12 protein-coding genes are annotated in these 24,951 nt (G+C 39.6%); 2 read left to right on the top strand and 10 right to left on the bottom strand.

All coding sequences use genetic code 11. From position 1 onward, the window contains the following. The first annotated feature begins 46 nt into the window (after positions 1-46). Positions 47-2,602 carry an adenosylcobalamin-dependent ribonucleoside-diphosphate reductase gene (locus NE848_RS02890; RefSeq protein WP_252110705.1) on the top strand — a complete coding sequence of 852 codons (2,556 nt, stop codon included), beginning with the start codon at positions 47-49 and terminating at the stop codon, positions 2,600-2,602. Between the two features lie 107 nt (positions 2,603-2,709). Here NE848_RS02890 and NE848_RS02885 read toward each other — a convergent pair whose 3' ends face one another. From NE848_RS02885 to NE848_RS02845, 9 genes are all read right to left on the bottom strand, one after another. Beyond that, entirely contained in the window at positions 2,710-5,298 is a 2,589-nt protein-coding gene (locus NE848_RS02885; protein ID WP_252110704.1) for a cellulase family glycosylhydrolase, read from the bottom strand. Positions 5,299-5,311: 13 nt separating this feature from the next. Next, on the bottom strand, positions 5,312-6,196 hold the full coding sequence (locus NE848_RS02880; protein WP_252110703.1) for a hydroxypyruvate isomerase family protein: 885 nt from the start codon (positions 6,194-6,196) through the stop codon (positions 5,312-5,314). 170 nt (positions 6,197-6,366) lie between these two features. Next, positions 6,367-8,211 (bottom strand): hypothetical protein, encoded by a 1,845-nt coding sequence (locus tag NE848_RS02875; RefSeq protein ID WP_252110702.1) that lies wholly within the window; start codon positions 8,209-8,211, stop codon positions 6,367-6,369. Between the two features lie 11 nt (positions 8,212-8,222). Continuing rightward, on the bottom strand, positions 8,223-9,395 hold the full coding sequence (locus tag NE848_RS02870; protein WP_252110701.1) for a hypothetical protein: 1,173 nt from the start codon (positions 9,393-9,395) through the stop codon (positions 8,223-8,225). 51 nt (positions 9,396-9,446) lie between these two features. Then, on the bottom strand, positions 9,447-10,919 hold the full coding sequence (locus NE848_RS02865) for a RagB/SusD family nutrient uptake outer membrane protein (RefSeq protein ID WP_252110700.1): 1,473 nt from the start codon (positions 10,917-10,919) through the stop codon (positions 9,447-9,449). A 12-nt stretch (positions 10,920-10,931) separates the two neighbouring features. After that, a complete protein-coding gene (locus NE848_RS02860; RefSeq protein WP_252110699.1) occupies positions 10,932-14,018 on the bottom strand; it encodes a SusC/RagA family TonB-linked outer membrane protein in 3,087 nt (1,028 codons plus the stop codon). Positions 14,019-14,052: 34 nt separating this feature from the next. After that, a complete protein-coding gene (locus NE848_RS02855) occupies positions 14,053-15,306 on the bottom strand; it encodes a hypothetical protein (RefSeq protein WP_252110698.1) in 1,254 nt (417 codons plus the stop codon). 7 nt (positions 15,307-15,313) lie between these two features. Continuing rightward, positions 15,314-17,650, bottom strand: a complete 2,337-nt coding sequence (locus NE848_RS02850) for a glycoside hydrolase family 2 protein (RefSeq protein WP_252110697.1) — start codon at positions 17,648-17,650, stop codon at positions 15,314-15,316. Positions 17,651-17,658: 8 nt separating this feature from the next. After that, on the bottom strand, positions 17,659-19,392 hold the full coding sequence (locus NE848_RS02845) for an arylsulfatase (RefSeq protein WP_252110696.1): 1,734 nt from the start codon (positions 19,390-19,392) through the stop codon (positions 17,659-17,661). A 274-nt stretch (positions 19,393-19,666) separates the two neighbouring features. On the opposite strand from NE848_RS02845, the gene NE848_RS02840 reads away from it, so the two are divergent. Beyond that, complete coding sequence (locus NE848_RS02840) at positions 19,667-23,704, top strand: hybrid sensor histidine kinase/response regulator transcription factor (RefSeq protein WP_252110695.1); 4,038 nt, start codon at positions 19,667-19,669, stop codon at positions 23,702-23,704. A 9-nt stretch (positions 23,705-23,713) separates the two neighbouring features. On the opposite strand, the gene NE848_RS02835 is transcribed toward NE848_RS02840, so the two are convergent. Continuing rightward, positions 23,714-24,901: an aldose epimerase family protein gene (locus tag NE848_RS02835; RefSeq protein WP_252110694.1), complete on the bottom strand. Its 1,188-nt coding sequence runs from the start codon at positions 24,899-24,901 to the stop codon at positions 23,714-23,716. Positions 24,902-24,951: the final 50 nt, after the last annotated feature.

The following is a 24,951-nucleotide window of genomic DNA, read 5'->3' as shown; positions in this document are numbered from 1 at the left end:
TTACACTACTCGAATAACGAATTTCTAACCTAAAAATCTCATTTATATGCCTGTACAAGAAAAACCAGTCGTTCCAAAAATCTATACCCAGGAGCAGGCTTATGAAGCATCACTTAAATATTTTAAAGGAGATGATCTTGCTGCAAGGGTTTGGGTGAATAAATATGCCCTTAAAGATTCCAAAGGGAATATCTATGAACTTACACCGGACGATATGCATAGACGTATCGCGAAAGAAATTGCCAGAGTCGAAAAGAAATATCCAAACCCGATGAGCGAGAATGAAGTTTTCGATCTTATCAAAAACTTTAAATATATCGTTCCCCAGGGAAGTCCCATGGCCGGTATTGGAAACCCTTACCAGGTAGGTTCACTTTCAAATTGCTTTGTAATAGGTAACGATGGTGATTCAGATTCTTATGGAGGCGTAATGAAGATAGACCAGGAACAGGTGCAATTGATGAAACGCCGTGGTGGCGTGGGTCATGACCTTTCCCATATTCGCCCTAAAGGATCGGCTGTTAAAAACTCTGCCCTTACTTCTACGGGAATCGTTCCTTTTATGGAGCGTTATTCAAATTCTACCCGGGAGGTTGCTCAGGATGGCCGCCGTGGAGCGCTTATGCTTTCGGTATCTATAAATCATCCAGATGCAGAAGACTTTATCGATGCGAAAATGGAACAAGGTAAGGTTACAGGCGCTAATGTTTCGGTTAGAATCGATGATGAATTTATGAAAGCTGTTAAGAATAACAGTGATTATACTCAGAAATATCCTGTTTTTAGTCAAAATCCAAAATTCTCTAAGGAGATACAGGCCGAAAAATTATGGAAAAAGATCGTACACAATGCGTGGCAGTCTGCCGAGCCGGGGATTCTGTTCTGGGATACCGTGATCAACGAATCGGTGCCAGATTGTTATGCAGATCTTGGTTATAAAACGGTATCTACCAACCCTTGTGGTGAGATTCCGCTATGCCCATACGATTCCTGCCGTTTACTGGCTATTAACCTTTATTCATATGTAGAGGATCCATTCACTAAAAAGGCCAAATTCAACTACGAGCTATTCAAAAAGCATATTGGAGCAGCCCAAAGGATCATGGATGATATCATTGATCTTGAACTGGAGAAGATCGATAATATTCTTGCAAAGATCGATGCCGATCCGGAAAGTGAAGAAATAAAATCTGTTGAAAAGAATCTTTGGCTTAATATCCGCAAAAAAGCTTATGAAGGTCGTAGAACTGGTATTGGTATCACTGCCGAAGGTGATATGCTTGCGGGTCTTGGTATCAAATACGGAAGCAAGGAAGGGATCGATTTTTCAGTAGATGTTCATAAGAATATCACACTTGCAGCTTATCGTGCTTCAGTCGAAACTGCCAAGGAAAGAGGTGCATTCTCTATCTATGATTCTGACAGGGAAAAAGATAATCCACTTATCAACAGAATAAAAGAAGCCGACGAAAAGCTTTATTATGATATGATGGAACATGGTAGAAGAAATATCGCACTTCTTACCATCGCTCCTACGGGAACTACCAGTTTAATGACACAAACAACTTCTGGGATAGAGCCCGTTTTCCTACCGGTTTACAAAAGAAGAAGAAAGGTAAATCCTAATGATAAGGATGCCAGAGTAGATTTTGTGGACGAAGTTGGAGATTCCTGGGAAGAATATGTGGTGTTCCACCATCGATTCAAGGAATGGATGAAAGTTAATGGTCATGATACCGAAAAGAACTATACCCAGGAAGAACTTGACAAACTGGTTAAAATGTCTCCTTACTACCAGGCAACTTCAAATGATGTTGACTGGCTAAGCAAGGTAAAAATGCAGGGAGCTGTTCAGAAGTGGATAGATCACTCCATTAGTGTAACCATCAACCTACCGAATGATGTTGATGAAGATCTTGTAGGAAAACTTTATATGGAAGCCTGGGAAGCCGGCTGTAAAGGCGTTACGGTTTATCGTGATGGCTCAAGATCTGGAGTTCTTATCTCCAACGAAGAGAAAAAAGAAGAAGAGGCTGAAGAGGCCGTTGGTGCTTTCCCACTTAAAAGGCCTCAAACGCTTACTGCAGATGTGGTTAGGTTCCAGAACAACAAAGACAAATGGATCGCCTTTATTGGTCTTGTTGATGGAAGGCCATATGAGATCTTCACCGGTTTTGCCGATGATGAAGAAGGAATCTTGCTTCCTCGCTGGGTAAATGAAGGATTGATCATCAAAAACCGAGATGAAGACGGAACTTCAAGATATGATTTCCAGTACGAGAACAAAAGAGGTTATAAGACCACAATCGAAGGGCTTTCTCATAAGTTCAACCCGGAATACTGGAACTACGCGAAACTTATCTCAAGTACTCTTCGCCACGGAATGTCTATAGACAAGGTGGTAGACCTGATCAATAGTCTGCAACTGGATAGCGAATCTATTAACACCTGGAAGAATGGTGTGGTGAGAGCTCTTAAACGCTATATCGCCGATGGCACGGTAGCGAAGAAAGAGAAATGTAATAATTGTAACTCCTCAAATCTGATATACCAGGAAGGTTGCTTAACCTGTAAGGACTGCGGTTCTTCGAAATGTGGTTAATTTCTGTTATAACTGCAAAAAAGGTCCCGCTAAAACGGGACCTTTTTTGTTTTATGAAGCTAATAAATAATATGAATTTAGATTCCTCAACTCCATTCGGAATGACTCTATTCCAGCCTTAAACTTCTAATTCCAATCTCATGGGATTCCTGGAGATGCTCTTCCTCTATGCCTGGGCCAATTGAAAACTGAACACTTTCAATATTTTCCATATTCAATTCTCCTTTGTAGTTATGATCAAAATAATATGGAAGAAAACCGGGATAAGGTCTTGGCAGAGTTACTGTCCTTACGGGCCGTAGCTCATTCAGGTTTACCGATATTTCCTGCAGTTCGGGAGTCAGCTCGATGACTTTCCCAAAAGAAGCGGCATTATCCATCACCAGTGCTACCTGTAATTTTTCATGCTGTCCGTTCAGAGTTCGAACTTCCAGTACAAGTTTATTTTTATTTTTTAGAGAACGCTCCCCTATCCTTTCCTGAAAATTATAGCGGAAAGAATAATCATATATCGGTTCGGCATTTTTATTTTCAATATCCTCTTCAAACAGTTTATCTATCCTTATCTGAAATTCAGTTTCATTTCCGTTCACCGGAACCAAATTATTACCGGGTGACCATTTTCTAACCACATTGTCTGAATCGGTTGTCGCATCGAAAAGATAAACCGGGCTGTCCTTTCCCTCGATCCGGGTGGTGAACTCTTCTGAAGAATGAAAATCCCAGTCAGCCGGGCTCCCCTTTACTCCACCGGGAAATGTATATTTTTCAGAATTCGTTGAAACTATGATCCTATAGTTCAGAAAGCCATTTTCCAGCAATTTCTCAGGAACTGTAGCCGAATAATCGTAATTATTCTTAGCTGATAATTCTATAGCCTCATATATACTCCCATTCCTCAACCAGGCTTCAATTTTCTCTATTTCTTCATTGGACACAACAGTTGCCTTGATCTCAAATACATCTCCGGCCTCCACTCTTTTTAACGGCTCATGAACCAGATATGTCTTATCCACTGTATTTTTTACAGCTTCAAATCCATGAAGATCAAAATTAAGATCACTTTCAAATTCAGACACATTAAAACTCTTTCCGACAGAAGTCAGAAGATATGTTCCCGGTGAAACTTCAAATTCACCCGTACTGGAATTTTCTCTGAAATTATTGTCTTCGTTAAGCCCTGTGATTTGAAAATCGTTCCCCAGGTCGTCGAGATTCAATTTCATTTGATTGGCTTTCCAACTAATCACTGAAACGGTTTTAGCAAGGCTATTGCTTCCGAAAGGATTTTTTATCAGGACCGGATCAGGCATAACTTCAAGTCTCCATACTCCTTCCTTCAGTTTATCAAGAAAATAGGCACCTTTTCCCTTATATTTTACAATCTCAGAATCACCATGTCCGGCAATATGTTCCAGCTTAGAGATATTCTTCGGTTTTTGAGTATTCGAATTGGTATAAATGAATTTTTCATCAGAATTATAACTGGCGAGATCTCCTTTATAGCTGATCTTAAAATCGCCGAATTCAAGATTCTCGGGATAAGTCCCCAGATCCTTTCCAAGCTCTACTTCATGAAATATTTCTGAAGCTATCATTAAGGCCAGTGCTTTATGTGGAGTATAGTTCAAATTCATATAATGAGTGTTATACTCGGTGTTCGCATAAGCAAGAAAAGTGGGATCATATGCGAAATGCGTGGCTAATTGTATTCCTGCTTCCCTGAAACTGCGCGCCATGGCTGGATACATATAAGCTTTATTCACATCGGCAGCATCAAATTCATAGACAAGTTTGGCCGCGTGATTTTCTTTTATAACCTCATTAAAGGGAATATTATAGTCATTTACATTTGGTAAAAGATTGCCTTCAAGTTCCTGCTGAAAGCCAAGCCCAGTAGGATACCACTGAAATGTCCCACCCTGAATATCAGAATCAAAATAAGTCTCCGCCATGTGTATGCTATGGCTTACATTATAAAATATCGGTTTTTTGGTTCCCGTACTTCGCATTGCCGAAACCATCTTATTGATAAAAGCCTTTACTTCCTGAGGAGTTCCACGATGGTGAGGCTCGTTACTTATCTCAAAAGCGATAAGGTTTGGTTCATTCTTGTAAGCCACACCAGTATAAGGATTCACATGATCTAAGAATTGAGCAAGATAATTTTGCTGGGCTTTGATAGCTTCAGAATCGGTAAGACTCTTGTCTTTTCCATATTTATCAGAAAAACCGGGAGTATCTTCATCAGGTTCAGGCCAGCCATTTCCCCAGTAAGCAATTGGAGTTATCACAAAATTGATCCCGCGATCCTTTAATTGCTTTAGCAGATAATCGAAGGTTTCAAGATGTTCATTTTCCAGTAGATTGCCCTGCTCATCACTTATCTCAGTATCCCAAACATGCAGCCTGTAAAGGTCAAAACCTAGCCTAGTGAAGTGATATACATCCTTATCTATTTCGGCTTTAATATCAAGGCCTTTCTTTTTTGCCGATCGGTACGCATGTGCAAAAGGAGCAGAATAGTTGACTCCAAAACCATGTACTACTTCATTATTATGCCCCCAGCGCATTATTCCGTTTTCATCTACAATTACATCTCCCTTTTCCTTGTTTTGCGCATTAAGAGAAGTAATTACCAGACTGAGGACAATTAGGATCAGGCTAAAATTGAATTTTAGTTCTTTTGCGTTCATTACATTTTCAGCTTTAAATGTCGCAGATACCTACTCCTTCTCTTAGTGCCGCAATTTTATCATCATAGGTAGGAATGAATTCCTGGGCTACAAATCCATCGAATCCGGTTTCATAGATCGCCTCCATAATAGCTGGATAATTAAGCTCCTGGGAATCGTTTATCTCATTTCTTCCAGGCACTCCACCGGTATGATAATGATTGATATATTTATGATTATCACGAATTGTCCTTATCACATCTCCTTCCATGATCTGCATGTGGTAGATATCGTATAGGAGTTTAAAGTTAGGTTTGTCCAGAGCCTTTGCTAAAGCTACTCCCCATTCTGTATGGTCACACATATAATCATCATGATCCACCTTACTGTTTAGAAGCTCCATTACAAGATTCACATTAAGTTCCTCCGCATAATCCAGAAGAGGTGTAAGCCCGGTAACGCAATTTTGAAGACCTGTTTCATCATCCATTCCATTTCGGTTCCCCGAAAAACAGATCACATTTTTGATCTTGTGTTCTGAAGCTTTTTTAATAAGTCCCTTGTACTGCTCCTGAAGCTTAGCATGGTTTGAAGGGTCATTAAACCCATCAGTGATACTGGCAAAGGAATCGGTCGCCATGGAACAGACTAAACCTTCTTTTTCAACTATCTCCCATTCTGAAGGTTTTAAAAGGTCTATCCCTTTTAAGCCAATTTCAGCGCAGATCTTTGCAAATTTTTCTAATGGAATATCCTGGTAACACCATCTGCAAACAGAATGATTTATTTTAGATTTATGAGGTGGATTGATTCCGTTTTCATTTTCCTTTATTTCTGAAGCAAATATTTTTGGAACTCCGGCAAGGCTAACGATTCCTGCACCTAGCCCTAGGTTTTTCAGTAAGTTTCGTCTGTTCATTTTAACTAATATGAGAATATAATTTTCTTAAAAATAGTAATAAATGTAATTAATACTATTAATGTAGTCGTTAAAACTTCCCTGCCTCGATTGGTTAATTATTGGAACTTATGAAAAAGAAAAAGCCCCATGCTTTAACATGGGGCTTTTCATTCACTAACACAAAACCACTATTCAAATAAATCACTCCATTGAGTAGTAACTTTTAATCCGTCAACTATATATCTTGCATCAGGGTTATTATCGTTTACCAAAGTGATTGCTTTTACCAGACGGCCATCACCAGGACTTGTGCCTGTTGTGATACTGGCATCTGCTGTCGCTGGTTCTGTTGCTGGTATATCTTCAGCATCGAAAACAAATAACTGACCTGAATTGTTGTTATTGCCCTGGTCGGCATCAGGTACTGTATGTTTGATAACTACCAGATAGGTCTTACCTTCTTCTGGAGTAATATCTGAATTTTCAACATTTCCTTCCATTCGGATTCCGAATTTTGGATCACCTCCATTAGACTCGATACTTATAGAAGTCAGGAACTTAACAGTACCATTCGGATTCCAGTCTACAAACATCACCGGACGACTGAATCCGCCTGTTGGAAGCGCTTCGATCTTTAAAAGGAATGAGCTGTAGTATGCACCTACAAAATCTACTGTTTGTTGTTCAGAAAGATTGTGAGCATATACATTACTTGATCCTTCAAGATCTAACAATGCCGCATTTCCAGTAGATTCAGGATATCCGTTATAAGTCAGGTTCTGGTCGGCTACAAGGATATCAGCATTTCCGGTTCTAACCTTAAGCCATCCGTCCATTACTTCATTATCTGTACCACTTCCGGTTCTATCGGTTGAAGGAATAGCTTCTCCCGCGGTATAATCGAAATTATCCAGGAACAACTTGGTTGTAGCAGAAATCGAGCTGGCTACAACTACTACGCTCTCTATTTCAACTTCATCTGAAGTATGAGTGATCTCCCCTGTTTTCTCTCCAATCTCTCCGGTTGAGTTAAACTGAACAAATATCTCTACATCTCCAGTTTCAAAATCAGCCGCAGGAATGCTAAGACTTTCGGTAAATGTTCCATCTGAAGATCGTGAAACCTTGAACAAGGCTGAACCTGTAACGGTAACATCGGAAGTAAGTCCGCTTCCGGTTAGAGTATAAGAAGCAGCTCCTGAAACTTGATTTAATGGCACCGATCCAAGATCTAGTGTAGTAGGATCTACAATTACCGATACATCAGGAATCGGATCACCGGTACCGGTTAAGGCAACCTCAACATCCGATTCAAGTTCGGAAGAACTATGAACGATAGCTCCCGTAGCCTCCCCTTCGGCAGTAGGTTCAAAACGCACATAAACGCTCTGATCATCCATTGCATCATTAGCATCTATGGTAATAGAGCTCGTAAACTCACCATCCTGTGTCAAAGAGATACCAAATGGCCCTGTAACTTCAAGATTCACATCTTCTTCAAGATCTGAACCGGCCAGCGTATAACTTTTTACTTCAGAGGTTTGATCTACAACCACATTTCCAAAATCGAGACTGCTTTCATTAGATACCAGGGTAGGTTCACCAGGAACTGTTGCAATCCCGGAAACTTTTATCGTAGCTATCTCTTCCCTTTCGGCACTGGTATGAACAATCTTATCTTCATACATACCTTCATCTGAAGCTCCCGGCTGGAACTGAACAAATACAGGAATAGCATCATTTCCAAAATCGTCAGGTGAGAGGCTTACCGAATTGGAAAATTCGCCATTTGCATTAAGAGACAAATAAAAAGGCGCCTCTACACTTGCTGTAACTTCTGAAGTTAGATCTTCAGCAGCGATAGTATAGGACCTTACCTGTGAAGATTCGGTAACATCAACATCGCCAAAACTCAGTGATGTTCCGGTTATCTTTATTATTGGATTGCTGGGAATGGCGTCATCTTCAGTACATGCAAGAACAGCTATGAATAGTAGCATGACGACACCCAATTTAGTGTAAATTGTTTTCATAAAATTAATATTTAGTTTTCTGTATTTCTATTTTCTTTTACCAGGGTCACAAAATCTTCAAAGCACAACGGATTAGGTGAAAAAGCTCCGTCAGGTTGAAGTTCCAGTGATTTTTGACAAAATATCGGGTTGATAAACCAGGCTGGTGAATTAGGAGTCATATTTTCCGGACAGCTTTGCTGAAAAAGAGGATATGTAGCCAGGACTACCCCATACTTTTCAAACCTGTCAAAGTATATTTGCAGGTAATGCTGTGGGAACCACTCCCTGGTGGCAAACATGGCATCCCATTCTTCGGGACTTACCCTGTTGGTGTTTACATATCCATACCACTGATATAATTTCCACTCCGGATCACGGCCATATTTCCTAGCAAAGGCCTCTCCTGCTTCATTTATATTGAGTGGTTCGGTTATTTTCTTTCTGTATAACCGATGCAATGAAAATTCAGGTACAATAATAGGTTTATCCTTTACTATACTGCGTGCATATTGAAAAGACTGGTCAATCTCAAGAGTATCTTCAATATGCAAATGAAGGGAAAGCCCGGTAATATCATCATTATCGTTGGTATACTTAAGCAGGGAATTTACGCCGGGGTTCTCCTGAAATCTTTTTTCAAAGAGAGCTGGAAAAGACCCTATATAGATATCGGGTATATTCTCAGGATCCTGATTTCTGAAAAATGGCAATACCACTTTATAGAGCAATCTATCAGTAAACTCCACCAAAGGAATTTCCCCATTCTCATCTTTCACCATATCAATGGGGAGGGTTTCAAGATTGGGTTCATTTCCCAGTTTGAAAATGTCAACATAGGGCCCCACTTTTTCGAGAATCTGCGTGGCAGTCTCAAAAAGCTCTTTTTCCCTCTTGGATTTGGGCTCAGGGATTCGCCAGTCGTTTTTAGCAAAATCCCACCGGAATCCAAAAGCAACTTTATAACCTCTCTTTCCAGCTTCCACTACCTTTGAGAGACCGGGATCATTTTCAATACTTAATGTCCCATCTGCATAATCCATAATTCTTGGAGTGGTTCTTACCCAGTCAACCTCAGCCTTCTCCAGGTAATCAAAATCCATAATTTCAGGATTATGATTGAAGTTAGACCCTAGTTCCTGTGCAATCAGAACATTGGAAAAAAGAAATGCTCCCAGAACGATATGTAGAATTGATTTTCTCAAAATTCCTGATTATTAATGCGGGCTTTACAAGGGCAAAGCCCGCAAATTATTTTAGTATCCACTTCTCTGTTCAAGAGCCGGATTCGCATTGATCTCGGCCTGCGGATAAGGGAAATAAATCTGATGAGGCTGGGCATTTAGACCTCTTTCCTGAGCATATTCAATGAACTTGTCATGACGAATTAGATCTTCCCTTCTTTTTCCTTCAGAGAAGAATTCCCATCCTCTCTCCTGGAGTATGATATCATTAAAGCTATCTTTTCCTCCCACTTCGGCCAGCGTATATGGATCATCAATAGATCTCGTTCTTACCTGGTTAACAAGATCAACAGATTCCTGGGTAGGACCATTGATCTCGTTCAAGGCTTCAGCACGGCTTAAAAGAATATCAGCGTATCTTATATATGGATGATCAGCTCCAGAGAAGTTTCCTATCTGGTTATTATCAAAGAATTTAAGGCTTCGGGTATTATCAGCAGTTCCTCTTAGGTTTACCGTATTACCTCCCAGGTTGGTATATGTCTCGATAATTGTAGCTTTACGATCGTCTTCCTCATCAAAGGAGTCATAAAAACCATCTCTCATACTAAACTGAGTTGCCCAGTTAGCCATTTCTGTGGTCCAGGTAAATTCAGGAACACTTTCTGAATGCATAAAACCAGGAGGGAACGCGCCATTTTGATAGTTATTACCAAAACCTTGTTCGTTAGTCAAAGACCAGGTAACTATAATCTCCTTATTCCCTTCATTTTCCACGAAGAAAGTAGCTCTGTAATCTGGGAAAAGTTCATAATAGTTTAGATCCATTATTTGCTGAGTCACATCAACCACTTTTGCCCATTGCTTTGTTTGCATTAAGAACTTGGTTAATACTGCCAAAGCATGGCCCTTGGTAGCCCGTCCTCTCTGAGTCTGTTCTGATGGATGAAGCAAATTGTTTGCTGCTTCTCTTAATTCTGTTTCCACAAATGTGGAAAACTCTTCCTCAGAGGGTAAAGGCAGTTCCTGAGGCTGTTCGTCCAGATTCGTGGTAGTTCTTAACGGAACCACTCCAAAATACCTGTACATATAAACATACTGGGCGGCACGCAGATATCTTGCTTCTGCTGTAATCAATGCCTTGGTTTCCTCGTCCACGGAAGAGGATCCTATATTTTCCAACACAGTATTGGCATCCCTAATAGCCCTGTATCGGGGAGCCCAAAATACGCCTTGAAATTTAGGATCGGAAGGATCCCAGTTAAAGTTAAGATAAGGTTTCATCTCACGTTCAACTGCTCCAATCCTAACAAAACCTACATCTGTAGTAACTTCATTAATCAGGATCTCATCTTTCACACTCTGCTCAATATTATCATATTGATAAGCAGAAAAGAGTAATGCTTCCAGTCCTTCGCGAGATTGCAAAACATTCTGTGGTGAGAACTCATCAACCGGAGGCAGATCCAGTTCCGCTTCACAGGACGTAAAAATGAAGCAAAGCACCAGCAATCTTGATATGTGTTTTATACTTATAGTTTTCATATTAATTCTTTTTTAAAATTCTACATTAAGTCCAACCAAATAGGTTCTTGGCAATGGATATGCATTGAAATCCAGTGCAGTGGTATTTCTTCCACTTGCATTGGCTGCAGGATCCACCCCACTATAATCTGTAAAGGTGTATAGATTCTGACCTGTCACATAAACCGAAAATCTATTGAAAAGACCTATGTTATCTACTGGCAGGTCATATCCAAGCCTAACTGATTGAAGTCTTACGTAAGATGCGTCTTCTACTGTTTTACTATTGATAAGCGCATTGGCTCCCCCCTGTGATGTTGGGTTAACAAATGATGGATATTCATTCGTAGGATTTTCCGGAGTCCATCTGTTCAATAATGGCTCTGCAATCCTGTTTCTTCTAAAGTTATTTGGAGAATAAGTATTTATCAGGTTACCGTTCAATCTCTCCACACCTTCAACTCCTTGCAGAAGAATATCCAGGGTTAGATCTTTAAACTTCAGGTTATTGGTAAGTCCCCAGGTTAAATCAGGGATCGTGTTACCGAGGATCACACGGTCATCTGCATTGATAGTTCCATCACCATTAACATCACGATACTTAAGATCTCCTGGTTGAACCTGAGGTTCAGTAACGCTGAAGTTATCATCTTCCTGCCATACCCCATCAACTATGAACCCATAGTATGAATCAAGTGTCTGCCCCGGTGTAACAATTGAGAAGTCAGGGATCTGAGATTGTCCTCCTCTGATGATATCTCCTCTTTCACCAATATCCAAAACTTCATTATCAAGTGTCGCAAGGTTAGCCGATACATCCCAGATAAAATCATCTCCCCTTATTACGTCAACATTTAAGGCTAATTCCACACCCTGATTACGAACACCTCCAAGGTTCTGGGTCTGGCCTCCAAAACCAGTGTTCAAAGCCTGAGGTACAACCAATAGAAGATCGGTTGTTTCTTTGCTGAAGTAATCCAAAGAACCGCTTATTCTGTTTTTGAAGAATCCAAAGTCTACCCCAAAATCATACTGTACTGCTTTCTCCCAGGTAAGGTCTGGATTCGCAATTCGGGTTGGGAATATAGTATTGTAAAAGCTATCTCCGAATAAAAGATCCTGACCTGCTGAGAATGTTTGGAAGGTAAGGGAGTTCCCAATATTCGCATTTCCTGTACTACCAACACTCGCTCTAAGTTTTAACTGATTGATCCATGAATTATCCTGAAGAAAATCTTCCTCATGCATCTTCCATGCAACAGCTCCGGAAGGAAAGTATCCGAATTTATTATTATCTCCGAATCTTGAAGAACCATCGGCCCTGATAGATCCTGTAAAAAGGTACTTATTGTTAAGTGAGTAATTTACTCTCCCAAGATAAGATATGAATCTTGCCTGATTACGTCCACTTCCTATATTATTCAATTCAGGATCTCCAGATCCAATCGCATTCGTTCCCAGGTCTGGCAGGGCAAATCCTCTGGCATTTCCCGAAAACGATTTAGTCTGGAAGTATTCGTAAGTAGAACCAAGTAATGCCGTAAGGTTATCATCTCCAAAACTCTTATTGTAATTCAGAGTTCCTTCCACAGATACATAATCCTTTCTACCGGTCTGGATCGTAGCGATTCCTCCGGTTCCCGCTCCGGCCAAAGTATAAGGCTGAATAAAGATATCCCTTCTTACTTCCTGAACATCACCACCTATCTGAACCTTAGCCGATAATGATGGCATTACGAAATACTCAAAGAATGTATTTCCATAAAACCTGAAGGTTTCTCCCTTTGCTTTTTCTCCATTAAGGATAGAAAGAGGGTTGTCTATTGTGATGAACTGGGATAACTTATAACTACCATCTTCATTATATGGCTGGATAGTAGGATCGTAATTTATTGCTGAATAAATCGCTCCTCCATTCTCATTGATACCCGTACCTGTTGAGGCAAAATCATCTTTGATATAAGAAGCGTTCATATTCACACCGTAGTTATAATTCTCCTCAGAATTAGAACCAAGGTTCAATCTCACATTATATCTCTCCATTCCAGATCCTTTTACCAAACCTTCCTGGTTATAATAATTTAATGAGGAATAATAATTCAGGTTTTCTGTAGCTCCGGAAAATGAAATATTATGGTTCTGAGTTGGAGCATTATGAAGGATAAGGTCCATCCAGTCTGTCCCGTCACCTCCAATCTCATTGATTGTTTGCCCTGGATCTCCTCCACCATCTTCAATAATCGCGTTCAGCACATCACGATATTCGGTTGGAGATAACAGATCCAAAGTCTCAGCTGCCTCCTGAACTCCGTAATAAGCATCATAGTTAACACGCAGTTTTCCAGTTTTACCTTTCTTGGTGGTAATTAGAACAACCCCGTTAGAACCTCTGGAACCATAGATAGCGGTGCTGGAAGCATCTTTCAGAACCTCTATAGACTGAATATCATCAGGGTTAAGAGTATTAAGAGGGTTTCTTGGGTTGGAATTTCCGGTAAAACCCGCACCTCCTGTAGCAGCTATTGAACCGTTGTTTACAATTACACCGTCGATTACATAAAGAGGTTCAGTTCCCGCGTTGATAGAACCTGCACCACGAATGTTCACACTTAGTCCACCACCAGGCTCATTACTTTTCTGACTTATTTGAACACCCGCAACACGACCCTGCAAAGCCTGCTCTACAGAGGCATTAGCTCCGGGATTCAATTCCTCGGCTTTGATAGAAGAAACGGCTCCGGTAAGATCACTTTTCTTAACGGTACCATAACCAATAACCACTACTTCATCGAGGGCCTCCTGATCTGTCTTTAAAGCCACATTTATGGTAGTACGATTATCTATAGGTACTTCCTGAGTTATAAATCCTACATAACTAAATACAAGTGTAGCATCCCCGGAAACACTATTAAGAGTATAATTTCCATCGAAATCGGTTTGCGCCCCATTATTGGTGCCTTTTACGATTACATTAACCCCCGGAAGAGGCTGGCCGTCTTCAAAAGTTGTGACAGTCCCCGATACACTTATGTTCTGTCCCGCCGCAGTGAAACCTATCACCAGGAAAGAGAGCAGAAATAGGTGCCGTAAAGCACGTTGCCTGTATTTATCTTTTGTCATAATTAATTGTTTTTAGATTTATTAAGTTTTGGTTTTAATTAGCATTGTTCTGTATGGAAATAAAATCCTCTGGCCAGGCATAATTGAACTGAAACTGCCCGGTATCAGGATCTGGTTCCACTGTTCGATTGGCATACATCCCATTCAGGATCCACGGATCGGTATTTGCCGTGAAATTGGCATTGAATGGAAAACTCTGCCTGAAAGCGTAGGCCGCCATGAAAAATTTATCATAGGTTGAAAAAACATCATAAAAGCTATTGCTCAAATAATTCTTTCTGTTTTCAAACCAGGGACTCTGACTTAAGAAGTCAACCCACTGTTCTCTCTCTACCTGATTCTTTAAAGCATAATCTATATACTCATAATTCTGAAGGTCTGCCGAGAATCCATATTCTGAGGCAAAAGCTTCAGGAATGATTCCCGTTAGCTGATTCTTAAAATGCTTCTTAAGAGAGAATTCGGTTACCATTATCTTCTGGTCACTCCTTATTCTTGCATTTACATAATCGAGAGCATCAACCATCTGCTCTGTTGAAGAATGGTGTATATGCATATCTACCCCAGCGATCCAAGGAGTTGTACTTGAAAAAGTAAGCAGATCGTTCACCACCTGAAGATCCTGCCTGTTAGACTGATACATATTATCAAAGGCTCCAAAAAAGATTGGTTTATCGCCATTTGCATCTGCATAGTTCTTGACCGTATTTGCCGCTTCAACATAATAATTGAACATTGAATCGTTTCTATCTTCCGGGTCGGTTTCGATAATAGGCTCATTACCTACTACTATAATATCTGTCTTATCCCAAACCCTGTCCAGAAGATCTTCCAGGAAATCCATCTGATTCTGCATTTCTGCTGAATTCTGTTCTGGATAATCCCTATTTCTGTACAGGAATTTAATATTCAATACCGTTTTAAAACCATAGGTATGGAGCGTTAGATACTTGGTTATTTTGTCATCAGTATTAAGCAAGGACGGATCCTCATAGTACCTGAAGTAATCAAGAAAACCCCTAACCCATGTTGTTTTCAATGCGAGCAGCCTGTCATTATCTATATAGTTTAGCTGTTCATTGAAGTTTACTCCCAGGTTCTTGGAATCATCCAGAACACCTGTGTCAGTAGAGCCATCATCCGGATTGTCTATTGGCCCGTCATCGGTTTGAGTCACATCATCTGTTGAATCTACTGCCCCATCATCTGAGGAGCAGGAGGCCCCTAACAGCACAAAAATGACTGCTGCTAAAATGTTTATAGTTAAATTTCTACTTATCAATCTCATACAATCTTTACTTTTTATTAGTCTCTGAAAAAGCGGTGTTAGCAACTTCTTTTTTATCCTTAACTCCGGCGGTGTATATACCCAGATCGAAAGAACGATCATCAGACTCTCCTTTTACTGAAATAGCAATGATGTTTTTTCCTTTTTTCAGGTAATCGGAAGCATTATCTATTAACTGATTTCTATAGTGTCGCTTCCTACCGCCTTCATGTTTTTCTTTGGTTAGCAGCTTTCCGTTCATATAAACCTCCATACTGGATTTATCGAGATAGTATCTTAAAATCAAGGATTCTGGAATTTCGTCTATCGTGAACTCTTTAATTAAATAGAGGTCTTCATTCTTATCCCATGAAGTGCCTTCCGGCAGGAAAAAATTATCATAGGTACTGAAAGGAGCCTGGCGCTGTTTCCAGGAATCAGCCTTATTCATACTCTTATACCAGTCTTTTTTGACATCGTAGGCGACCATCCAATGGTTCGGTTTTTCTTCCGAATCTGCCACGATAGTTTTGAATTTTTCGGGTTCTTTATAAAGAGGGGCAAATAATTCTCTGGTTCTTTCCGGATTTATCTTGACGACTTCCCGGTCATATGTTATAAGACCATTAACCTCGCCTTCCACATCGGTAGTTTGAGTATAGATGGCTCCTGAAAGTCCGAAACTCTTTAATCCAACGAGGTCTTTGATCAATGCTTCAAACCTGTCCAGATATTCCTCTTTATCACTATAGGTTAGGTAGCCCCAGTTCTTTTTGTCCCACCACATGTGACCATCCACGGTAAGACCCAGTCCGCCGAATTCTCCTAATACAGAGGCCCTGTCTTCTTCAGGCATTTCCATGCCAGGTCCCGGGTATAAGTGAACATCTACAAGATCCCCCACACCGCGGTCTGTCCAGCCACTAGGGGAATCAATAAGCCTGCTCGTATCGTAAGCGGACACCCATTTGGTTACTCTTTTCGTATCATACTGGCCCCAACCTTCATTAAAAGGAACCCAAACAACTATAGAAGGGAATGAGTGAAACTGATCCATCATTTCCATCAATTCTGTTTCAAACTGAATTGAGGAATCAAAGGGACGAATAGCATCCTCCTCTTCCCAGGCCTGTATCCTTAGATCGCGAAAATAATTTCCATTAGGCATATCCTGCCAAACCAGCATTCCCATTTTATCACAGTTATAATAGAATCTGGCCGGCTCAACTTTTACATGCTTTCTAAGCATATTGAAGCCCATTTTTTTGGTCATTTCCACATCATACATCATGGCTTCCTCGGTAGGAGCAGTATAAAGTCCATCTGGCCACCAGCCCTGATCAAGCAATCCAAACTGGAATAAAGCTTTATTGTTTAGCATTATTCTTGTGTATCCATTAGGACCTTTCCCAAGCGAGATCTTTCGCATCCCGAAATAACTTTCTACCTCATCTATCTTTTCACCTTCTTTAGTTTCCAGGGATATTACAAGGTCGTATAAGAAAGGATTCTCCGGAGACCAAAGTACAGGTTCGGCTATATCGATTTCGAATCCTGCAAAATTTGTTGCAGGAGAGAGCGTCCGTTCTACTTCAGATATTTTCTCGTCATCTTTTAGAACCTCAACCTTTAATTTCAAGTCCTGAGACAATGAAGAAGTCCTTACTTCAACATTCAGTGAATTATTATCGATATCTGGTGTATTCTTTACAAGGCTTATATGGTCATTTGAAGTTTTTTCCAACCAGACGGTTTGCCATATTCCTGTTACAGGAGTATACCAGATCCCTTTAGGGTCCTGTACCTGTTTACCCCTGGCCTGGGTACCTTTGTCTGTTGGATCCCAAACCCTCACTATTAACTCCTGCTCTCCATCTTTAAGGTACGGGGTGATATCCAGGCTAAACGGAGTGTACCCTCCTTTATGACCGCCCACAGCCTTTCCGTTAATATAAATAACGGCTTCCCAGTCTATGGCTCCAAAGTTCAAATGCAGCTTTTCGTCATTATTTAGATCTTCGGTTTCAAAACGGGTGCGATACCATAAGTAATTATCTTCATTCACCAGTTTCTTAACCTTACTCAAAGCCGATTCAACCGGAAAGGGAACCAGGATTTTTCCATCAAATTCAGCTGGCATTTTATCTTCCACAGGCCTAATGGCGTATTCCCAAAGACCATTCAAATTGGTCCAGTTTTCACGTTTCATTTGAGGACGGGGATATTTATTCCAAGGCATATCCTCGTCTACCTCATCTGTCCATTTGGTATCCATAGAAAACTTAAGTACGTCCTCCTTCTTTTCCTGTGCAGAAAGGACGATGGAGCAAAAAATAAATACCAGGCTTAGTAAATTTAATCTCATCTTCAATTTTATTTTTTTATTGGGGTTGGCGATGGATAAACATCCAGTTCATGCGCCATTTCGTTCCACTTGTTCTTTAATTCCTCCAATTTCTCAGGGTACTCTTTCGCAAGATTATTGGTCTCAGTACGATCTTTAGCCAGATTGTAGAGTTCCCATTCCGATTCTGGTTTCAACTGAACCAGTTTCCAGTCACCTTCCCTTAATGCGGCAGATCCGAAATGTTCCCAGAAAAATGTTTCATGGGTGTTTTCATGAGACTCTCCCGTAATAATGGGCAGCATAGAATTACCCTGCATTGGAGTAATCTTATTCCCATTAAAACTTTCGGGATAATTCGTGCCCGCCACATCTATACAGGTGGCCATTAAATCAATGATATGAGCCGCTTCATTTTTTACGGTCCCTTTATTCTTAAGTTTTTCAGGCCAGTGCACTATAAAGGGGGTAGTAATTCCACCCTCGTATACTCTGGATTTCCAGTATCTGAAAGGTGTATTTGATACATTTGCCCATACAGGACCAATTCCTGACACCACAGTTTGAGAACCTGGAAGAGAATCTTTTTCCACAGGAAATACTACTTCACGCCCATCCCTTGTAGATCCTGCCCTGTCAAAACCAGGCCCATACCGTGATGGTCTTTCGGAACTGGCTCCATTATCTGATAAAAAGAAGATTATTGTATTATCCAGCTCGCCTGTTTCTTCGAGTTTATCGATAAGATTTCCAATATTTTGATCCATCCTGTCTATCATCGCCGCATGAACAGCCATGGCCCGTGAATCCCATTCCTTATCCGGATTATTTTCCCAGTTTTTATTAGGAAACATGAAATTGGAAAGACTCGCAATATCTCCCTGGAGAACTCCTTTATCGATCAGCTCTTTATATCGCTTTTCACGAATGGCCCTCCAACCCTCCTTATAAGTATCCTCATATTTTGCTATCTCTTCTTCCGGTGCCTGCAGGGGCCAGTGAGGAGCGCAGTGAGCAACATACAGAAAGAAAGGTTCTTCATTTTTTGAAAAGTCTTCTACGTAGGCTACTGCGGTATCTCCAATGGCATCGGTATAATAAAATTCATCTGGGACATCTGGGACTATCTCTTTATTATTAACCAGACTGAAGGGGTCAAAGTAATCTACCACTCCCCAGATATTTCCATAATATCTATCGAAGCCCCTTGATGTGGGATAGGTGGTAGTATCAGAAAAATGCCCGTAATCCTCCTGATGAGATAACCATTTAAGTTGTTTTTCCTTTTCCAGTGGGTTAGTAGGCGAAACATGCCACTTACCAGTCATCCCGGTTTGGTAACCTGCACTCTTCAAAACCTCAGCTATTGTCACCGTCGCCGAATCAAGGGTTCCCTGATAGCCAGGTAAACCGGCATCTCGCGTCATCCGACCAATTCCCGCCTGATGAGGATACAACCCTGTTAGTAAAGACGCTCTGGAGGGGCAACATCTGGCAGTATTATAAAAAGAATTGAATCTCAGCCCATTTCCTGCAAGCCTATCAATGTTTGGAGTGTTAATTTCACCTCCATAACTTCCCAGGTCTGAAAACCCCATATCGTCCGCCATTATTATTACAATATTAGGACGCTCATCTTCCACATTATTTTCTGGGGAAGATTCCTTTTGCTGGCAGCTGCTCAAAAAAATGAGAAGACTTAAAATGGCAAAAACACCACTTTTCTGTACAGGGAAATTTGTCTTTTCAGTATTTATTATCATAATATTATTAATTGAGCTGCTATTTTGGCCTCACTTATTCTTCAAGAATTATTTGAGTAATTTTTAACCTATTATTTTATGCATATCCCATTTTACAATAGATAAAAATGATTATTTATCAAATAATTCATTGTAATGTTAAAACAATACTAAGGCCCTAACCTATATTTTTGTTTAATTTGATAGCACTTTTGTTTATATTGCGCAAATCTTGAAAATTATAGAGATTATAAAGTTGAATGTGCTTATAGATCTTCTTCCTAACTAATTTTAAATGAATTTTTCTGTCGTTAATAAGTCATCATTAATTAAGAAATGGGTTCTATCCTGTTTACTTGTTTGCTGTTCAATTTCTAATGGTCTGCTAGGCCAGAAACAGGAATTCAGGAATATAAATTCAGTACAGGGCCTATCCCATAGTACTGTCTATTCAATTACCGAAGACAAAAATGGTTTTATGTGGTTCGGAACCAGAGAGGGACTTAATCGGTATGACGGTTATGAGGTAGAGACTTATTATAGCCAGAAAAGTGATACTGCTGATTCGGGACTATTGGACAACCAGATCAATTATTTATTGAGTTCATCTCAAGGACTTTTAATTGGAACCCGAAATGGATTAAATAGATATGAACCGGAATTAGACAAATTTACAAGTGAGTTTTCTGGAACCCAGATAAGTGAATCGGTAAGAGTATTATTTGAAACAGGCAATAACAGGATTTTTATAGGAACATCAAACGGACTTTATATACTAAATAATGACCATCAGATTGAAAAACTGGTAAACAATGTAACGGTAAGAGCCCTCTGCAACTACAAGACAAATGTTCACTGGATGGGTTTAAACACCCAGGTGTGGATGATAAATGATTCAGGAGAGGTAATAAAAAAATATACTTTAACCCCAGAGATAACTGATAGCGGAACCAGTTTCAATATTAATATATTATTTAAGGATAAAGAAAATAATATATGGTTGGGAACCTCTAAGGGCTTGTATTTGTTTAACGAAAATAAAGATAGCTTTGAATTTCATGAAATAGATAAAAACCATGAAATAGAAGCCAATGTTATTCGAACAATTTCCGAGGGAAATGATGGGCGCTTATGGGTAGGCACAGAATCGGGAATTTTTCTTTATGATCTAAAAACTGGAACCTCAGAACATTATAAACACTCATTCGAAAAAGAGCCAGGCTCACTTACAGACAAATCTATTTATTCCCTGTATCAGAGTGATGAAGGCATCACCTGGATAGGAACTTACTTTGGAGGAGTTAATTACACCGCCCCTCAAAACAAAGGCTTTCAAAAACTTCTTCCTGGAGATAGCAACTCTTCGCTTCATGGAAAAGCCGTTAGCCAGATCATTTCAGATAACAAAGACAATATTTGGATCGCAACAGAGGATGGGGGAATAAGTATCCTGAACCGGAAAAAAAACAGCTTCTCCTATTTAAATACCAAAAATGGACTTAGCAGCAATAACATTCATTCTCTATATGAAGATAATAATGGATATATCTGGATAGGAACATTTTTAGGAGGATTGAACCGTTATGATAAGACTACCGGTGAAATAACCCATTTTAAGCATCGCAATAACGATCCTACCTCCATATCCAATAACTATGTGTATTCTATTATGCAGGATAAAGATGATCGGCTTTGGGTTGGAACTCAGTACGGATTGAATATCTATAATCCTGCTTCGGGCAATTTTATTCTTTTCAAACCTGAAACATTTGGAAATAAATTTATATACGATATGCTCCAAGACGAAACAGGCGATCTTTGGATATGCACCAGATTTAATGGAATTTATAGATACAGATCATCAAAAGATATAATTGAGCATTATTCAGGAAAAGATATAAACAGTGATCAGATCGTAAGTGTTTCTGAAACAAGCGACGGAGATATATGGTTTGGTACGCTAAGCGGGGGTTTACTTAAATGGGAGGAATCTAATGGTTCCTTTGAAAATTATACAGAATACGATTTTTTACCCAACAACAATGTTTATGAAATTGTTGAAGGCCCCAAAAAAGAGCTTTGGCTAACTACCAACAAAGGACTTGTAAAGTATGAGCCAGAACTGGATACGGCAATAACCTTCACCAATAAAGATGGGCTAACCTCTAACCAGTTTAACTTCAAATCGGGATATAAAGACGATAAGGGATGGCTGTATTTTGGTACTATAAACGGTTTAACCTATTTCCATCCGGATAGCCTGAAAACAAATCTCCCATCTTCTGAAATTCAGATAACGGGTTTTCAGCTTTTTAATAAAGAGGTTCCTGTAGGCCAGAAAAGTATTTTAAAGAATAGTATAAGCTTCACCGATTCCATTAGCCTGAAACATCATCAAAATGTAATCACTTTTGAATTCGCAGCACTCAATTACCAGCCCGGAAATAATTATGCCTATTACCTTGAAGGTTTTGAGGATAACTGGAATAAAGTTGGTGATAAACGTACGGCTACCTATACAAACCTGTCACCGGGAGATTATACTTTCAGGGTACAAACGCTGCCTCTCAACAGTTCACCGGAAAAGAGCATACATCTAACCATCTTACCCCCTTTCTGGCAAACAAAATGGGCGTATACGATATATTTCATTTTACTTCTGGCAGGGATTTACGCTTACTGGAGATTTGTAAGGTTTATTCATAATCAAAAGCTGGCAGTACAATTAGAGAAGGTTGAAAAGGAAAAGATCAAAGAAGTTAATCAGCATAAATTAAATTTCTTCACTTTCATTTCACATGAATTTAAAACCCCTCTTACTCTAATTATTGCCTCCATAGATAAGTATATTAAAGGACACGCAGTAAACCTAAGTCAGTCTGATGAATTAGCGTCTATTAAAAAGAGTGCTGGCAAACTTCAGCATCTTATTCAGCAACTGATGGAATTTAGGAAAATTGAAACCTCGCACGTAGAGCAGAATCTAAAGAAAGGTGATGTAATTCTCTTTCTCAAAGATACTTTCAATGCTTTTGCATTACTGATGGAAGAAAAAGAGCTCACCTATAATTTGAAGAGCAATATCTCTGAATATGTTTGTTACTTCGATCCGGATAAACTCGAAATGATCGCCACAAACCTGATCTCAAACGCTATAAAAAATACCCCGGAACAGGGTGAGATCAATTTTAGCATCGCCATAAGTAATAAACTTGATGAACAACACCGAAGCAAACTTAGCCTGGAAGTGGAAGATTCGGGCATAGGCATGAATTCTGATGAGATTTCAAAGGTATTCAATCCATTTTTTAAAGCTGGAGAGAAAAATTCTAATCAGTGGCAGCCTGGTTCTGGGATCGGGCTGGCACTCGTTAAAAACCTAACAGATTTGCTGGAAGGTTATATTGAGGTAGATTCAGAAAAAGATGAGGGAACCACAATAAGGATAGAACTCCCACTAAGGTTAAAGATTGAAGAAGAGGAGCAAGCAATTAACACTATTGAAGGGAATAAATCTCTCAATATTGATCCTCATATTCTGATGGATGAACCAACAAAATTTGAAGAAGTTGTGATTGATGACCTGCCTAAGGGAATGACTTTATTGATAGTGGAAGATAACAGGCAGATCATAAAATTCCTTAAAGAACATTTCTCTACGCGATTTAAAGTAATCACTGCTAAGAATGGAGTCCACGCCCTTGAAAAACTAAATAATTATATTCCTGATATTATAATATCAGACCTCATAATGCCTGAAATGGATGGGATTAGTCTATGCAAAAAAGTAAAAAACAATCCTGAAACCAATCATATTCCTTTTTTATTGTTAACCGGTAAAACTGATAAATCATACAAAATGGAAGGGCTCAGAGTTGGTGCAAATGCATTTATCAATAAACCCTTTAGCATTAATGAACTTGATCTGTTAGTTAAAAACCTGCTGGAAACCAACCAGAATAGAGCAAAACGTTTCCCAGGTAAGGAGGTAGAAAACTTTGAAAAGGCTCCAGAAACCAATCAGAATCGCGAGTTCCTGAAGAAGATAAATGATATTGTAAAAGAGAATTATAACGACCCAAAATTCACGATAGAGAACCTGGCTTCCCAAATGGGTATAAGCAGGTCACTATTGCATATCAAAATGAAAAAGGCCGCCGGAACCAGTGCTTCCGATTACCTTAAAAAAATAAGATTAAAAAAGGCCGAGGAGCTTATAAAACAGGGGAAAACCATCTCTGAGGTCGCTTATAATGTAGGGTATAGCGATCCAAATTATTTCAGTAGGGTGTTTAAAAAAGAGTATAGGGTTTCCCCCAGTAATTATAAATAATCAAATGCTTTAATTCTCCTCTTCAGTTCCAAACTTGTACACACAAACCGAGTGATACTCTTCGCCCGGTTCAAGCAAGGTCTCTGGAAAATCGGGTTGATTTGGAGAATTGGGAAAATGCTGGGTCTCTAAACAGAAGGCACCCCTGTAATCGTACGCCTTTCCATCTTTACCTTTGGTTTTACCGTCCAGAAAATTCCCCCCATAGAACTGAAGGCCAGGTTCATTGGTATACACCTCCATTTTGCGACCGCTATCTGGCTCTATAACTTTTGCTGCAAGCCTTAGGCCTTCTTCATTTGTTGGTTCCGCATTCAAAACGAAATTATGATCGTAACCATGACCGTATTCCAATTGCCTGTTCTCTTGTTCGATATCACGCCCAATTGGTTTTAGCGAAGTAAAATCAAAAGGTGTGCCTTCTACACTCCTTAATTCACCGGTAGGAATAAGCCCCTGGTCTACGGGAGTAAACCTATCAGCATTGATCATTAATAAATGATCATTTATACTGCCGCTTCCGGCCCCCTCAAGGTTGAAAAAAGAATGATGAGTAAGGTTCACTACAGTTTTTTTATCGGTAGTGGCGAAATATTCAATTTTAAGTTCATTTTGATCAGTTAGGGTATATTCTACTTTCACCTCAAGATTCCCGGGATAGCCCTCTTCCATATGCGGGGAGGATCTTGTGAAGATAAGTTTATTACTGGCTGTTTGTTCAGCATCCCAAACCACATTGTGAAATCCTTTTATACCTCCATGTAAATGATTCTCTCCATTGTTGGTAACCAGGTCATACCCCTTCCCATCTATTTCAAATTTCCCTTTAGAAATACGGTTTCCATATCGGCCAATGGTAGCACCGAAGTATTTTTCTTTAGCATTTTGATATTCTTCCAGGCTGGAAAAACCAAGTACTATATCTTCAAAACTTCCATTTCTATCGGGTACCCATAAGGAAATAAGTCTCTGACCGTAATTCGTAAAGCTTGCCTCAATACCATTTTCATTGGAAATAGTATAGAAACTGGTCTTTTTACCATCAATTTCAGATTTGAATTTTTCTTCATCAATCTGAATATGGCTAACCATCTTATCCTCTGAATGGCCTTCAGACTTCTGATCCTCTTTTTTATCCTTGCAGGAGAAGATGCATAATATCATAATTCCCGTAATAATTAGATTTGTTGATTTCATTTATTTATAGTGTTTAGCCTAAAAATATAATATATCAATACTTACCGAGT

This window comes from Gramella jeungdoensis (assembly GCF_023805255.1).
GTDB lineage: Bacteria > Bacteroidota > Bacteroidia > Flavobacteriales > Flavobacteriaceae > Christiangramia > Christiangramia jeungdoensis.
This window is presented reverse-complemented; position numbering and strand designations above follow the sequence as displayed.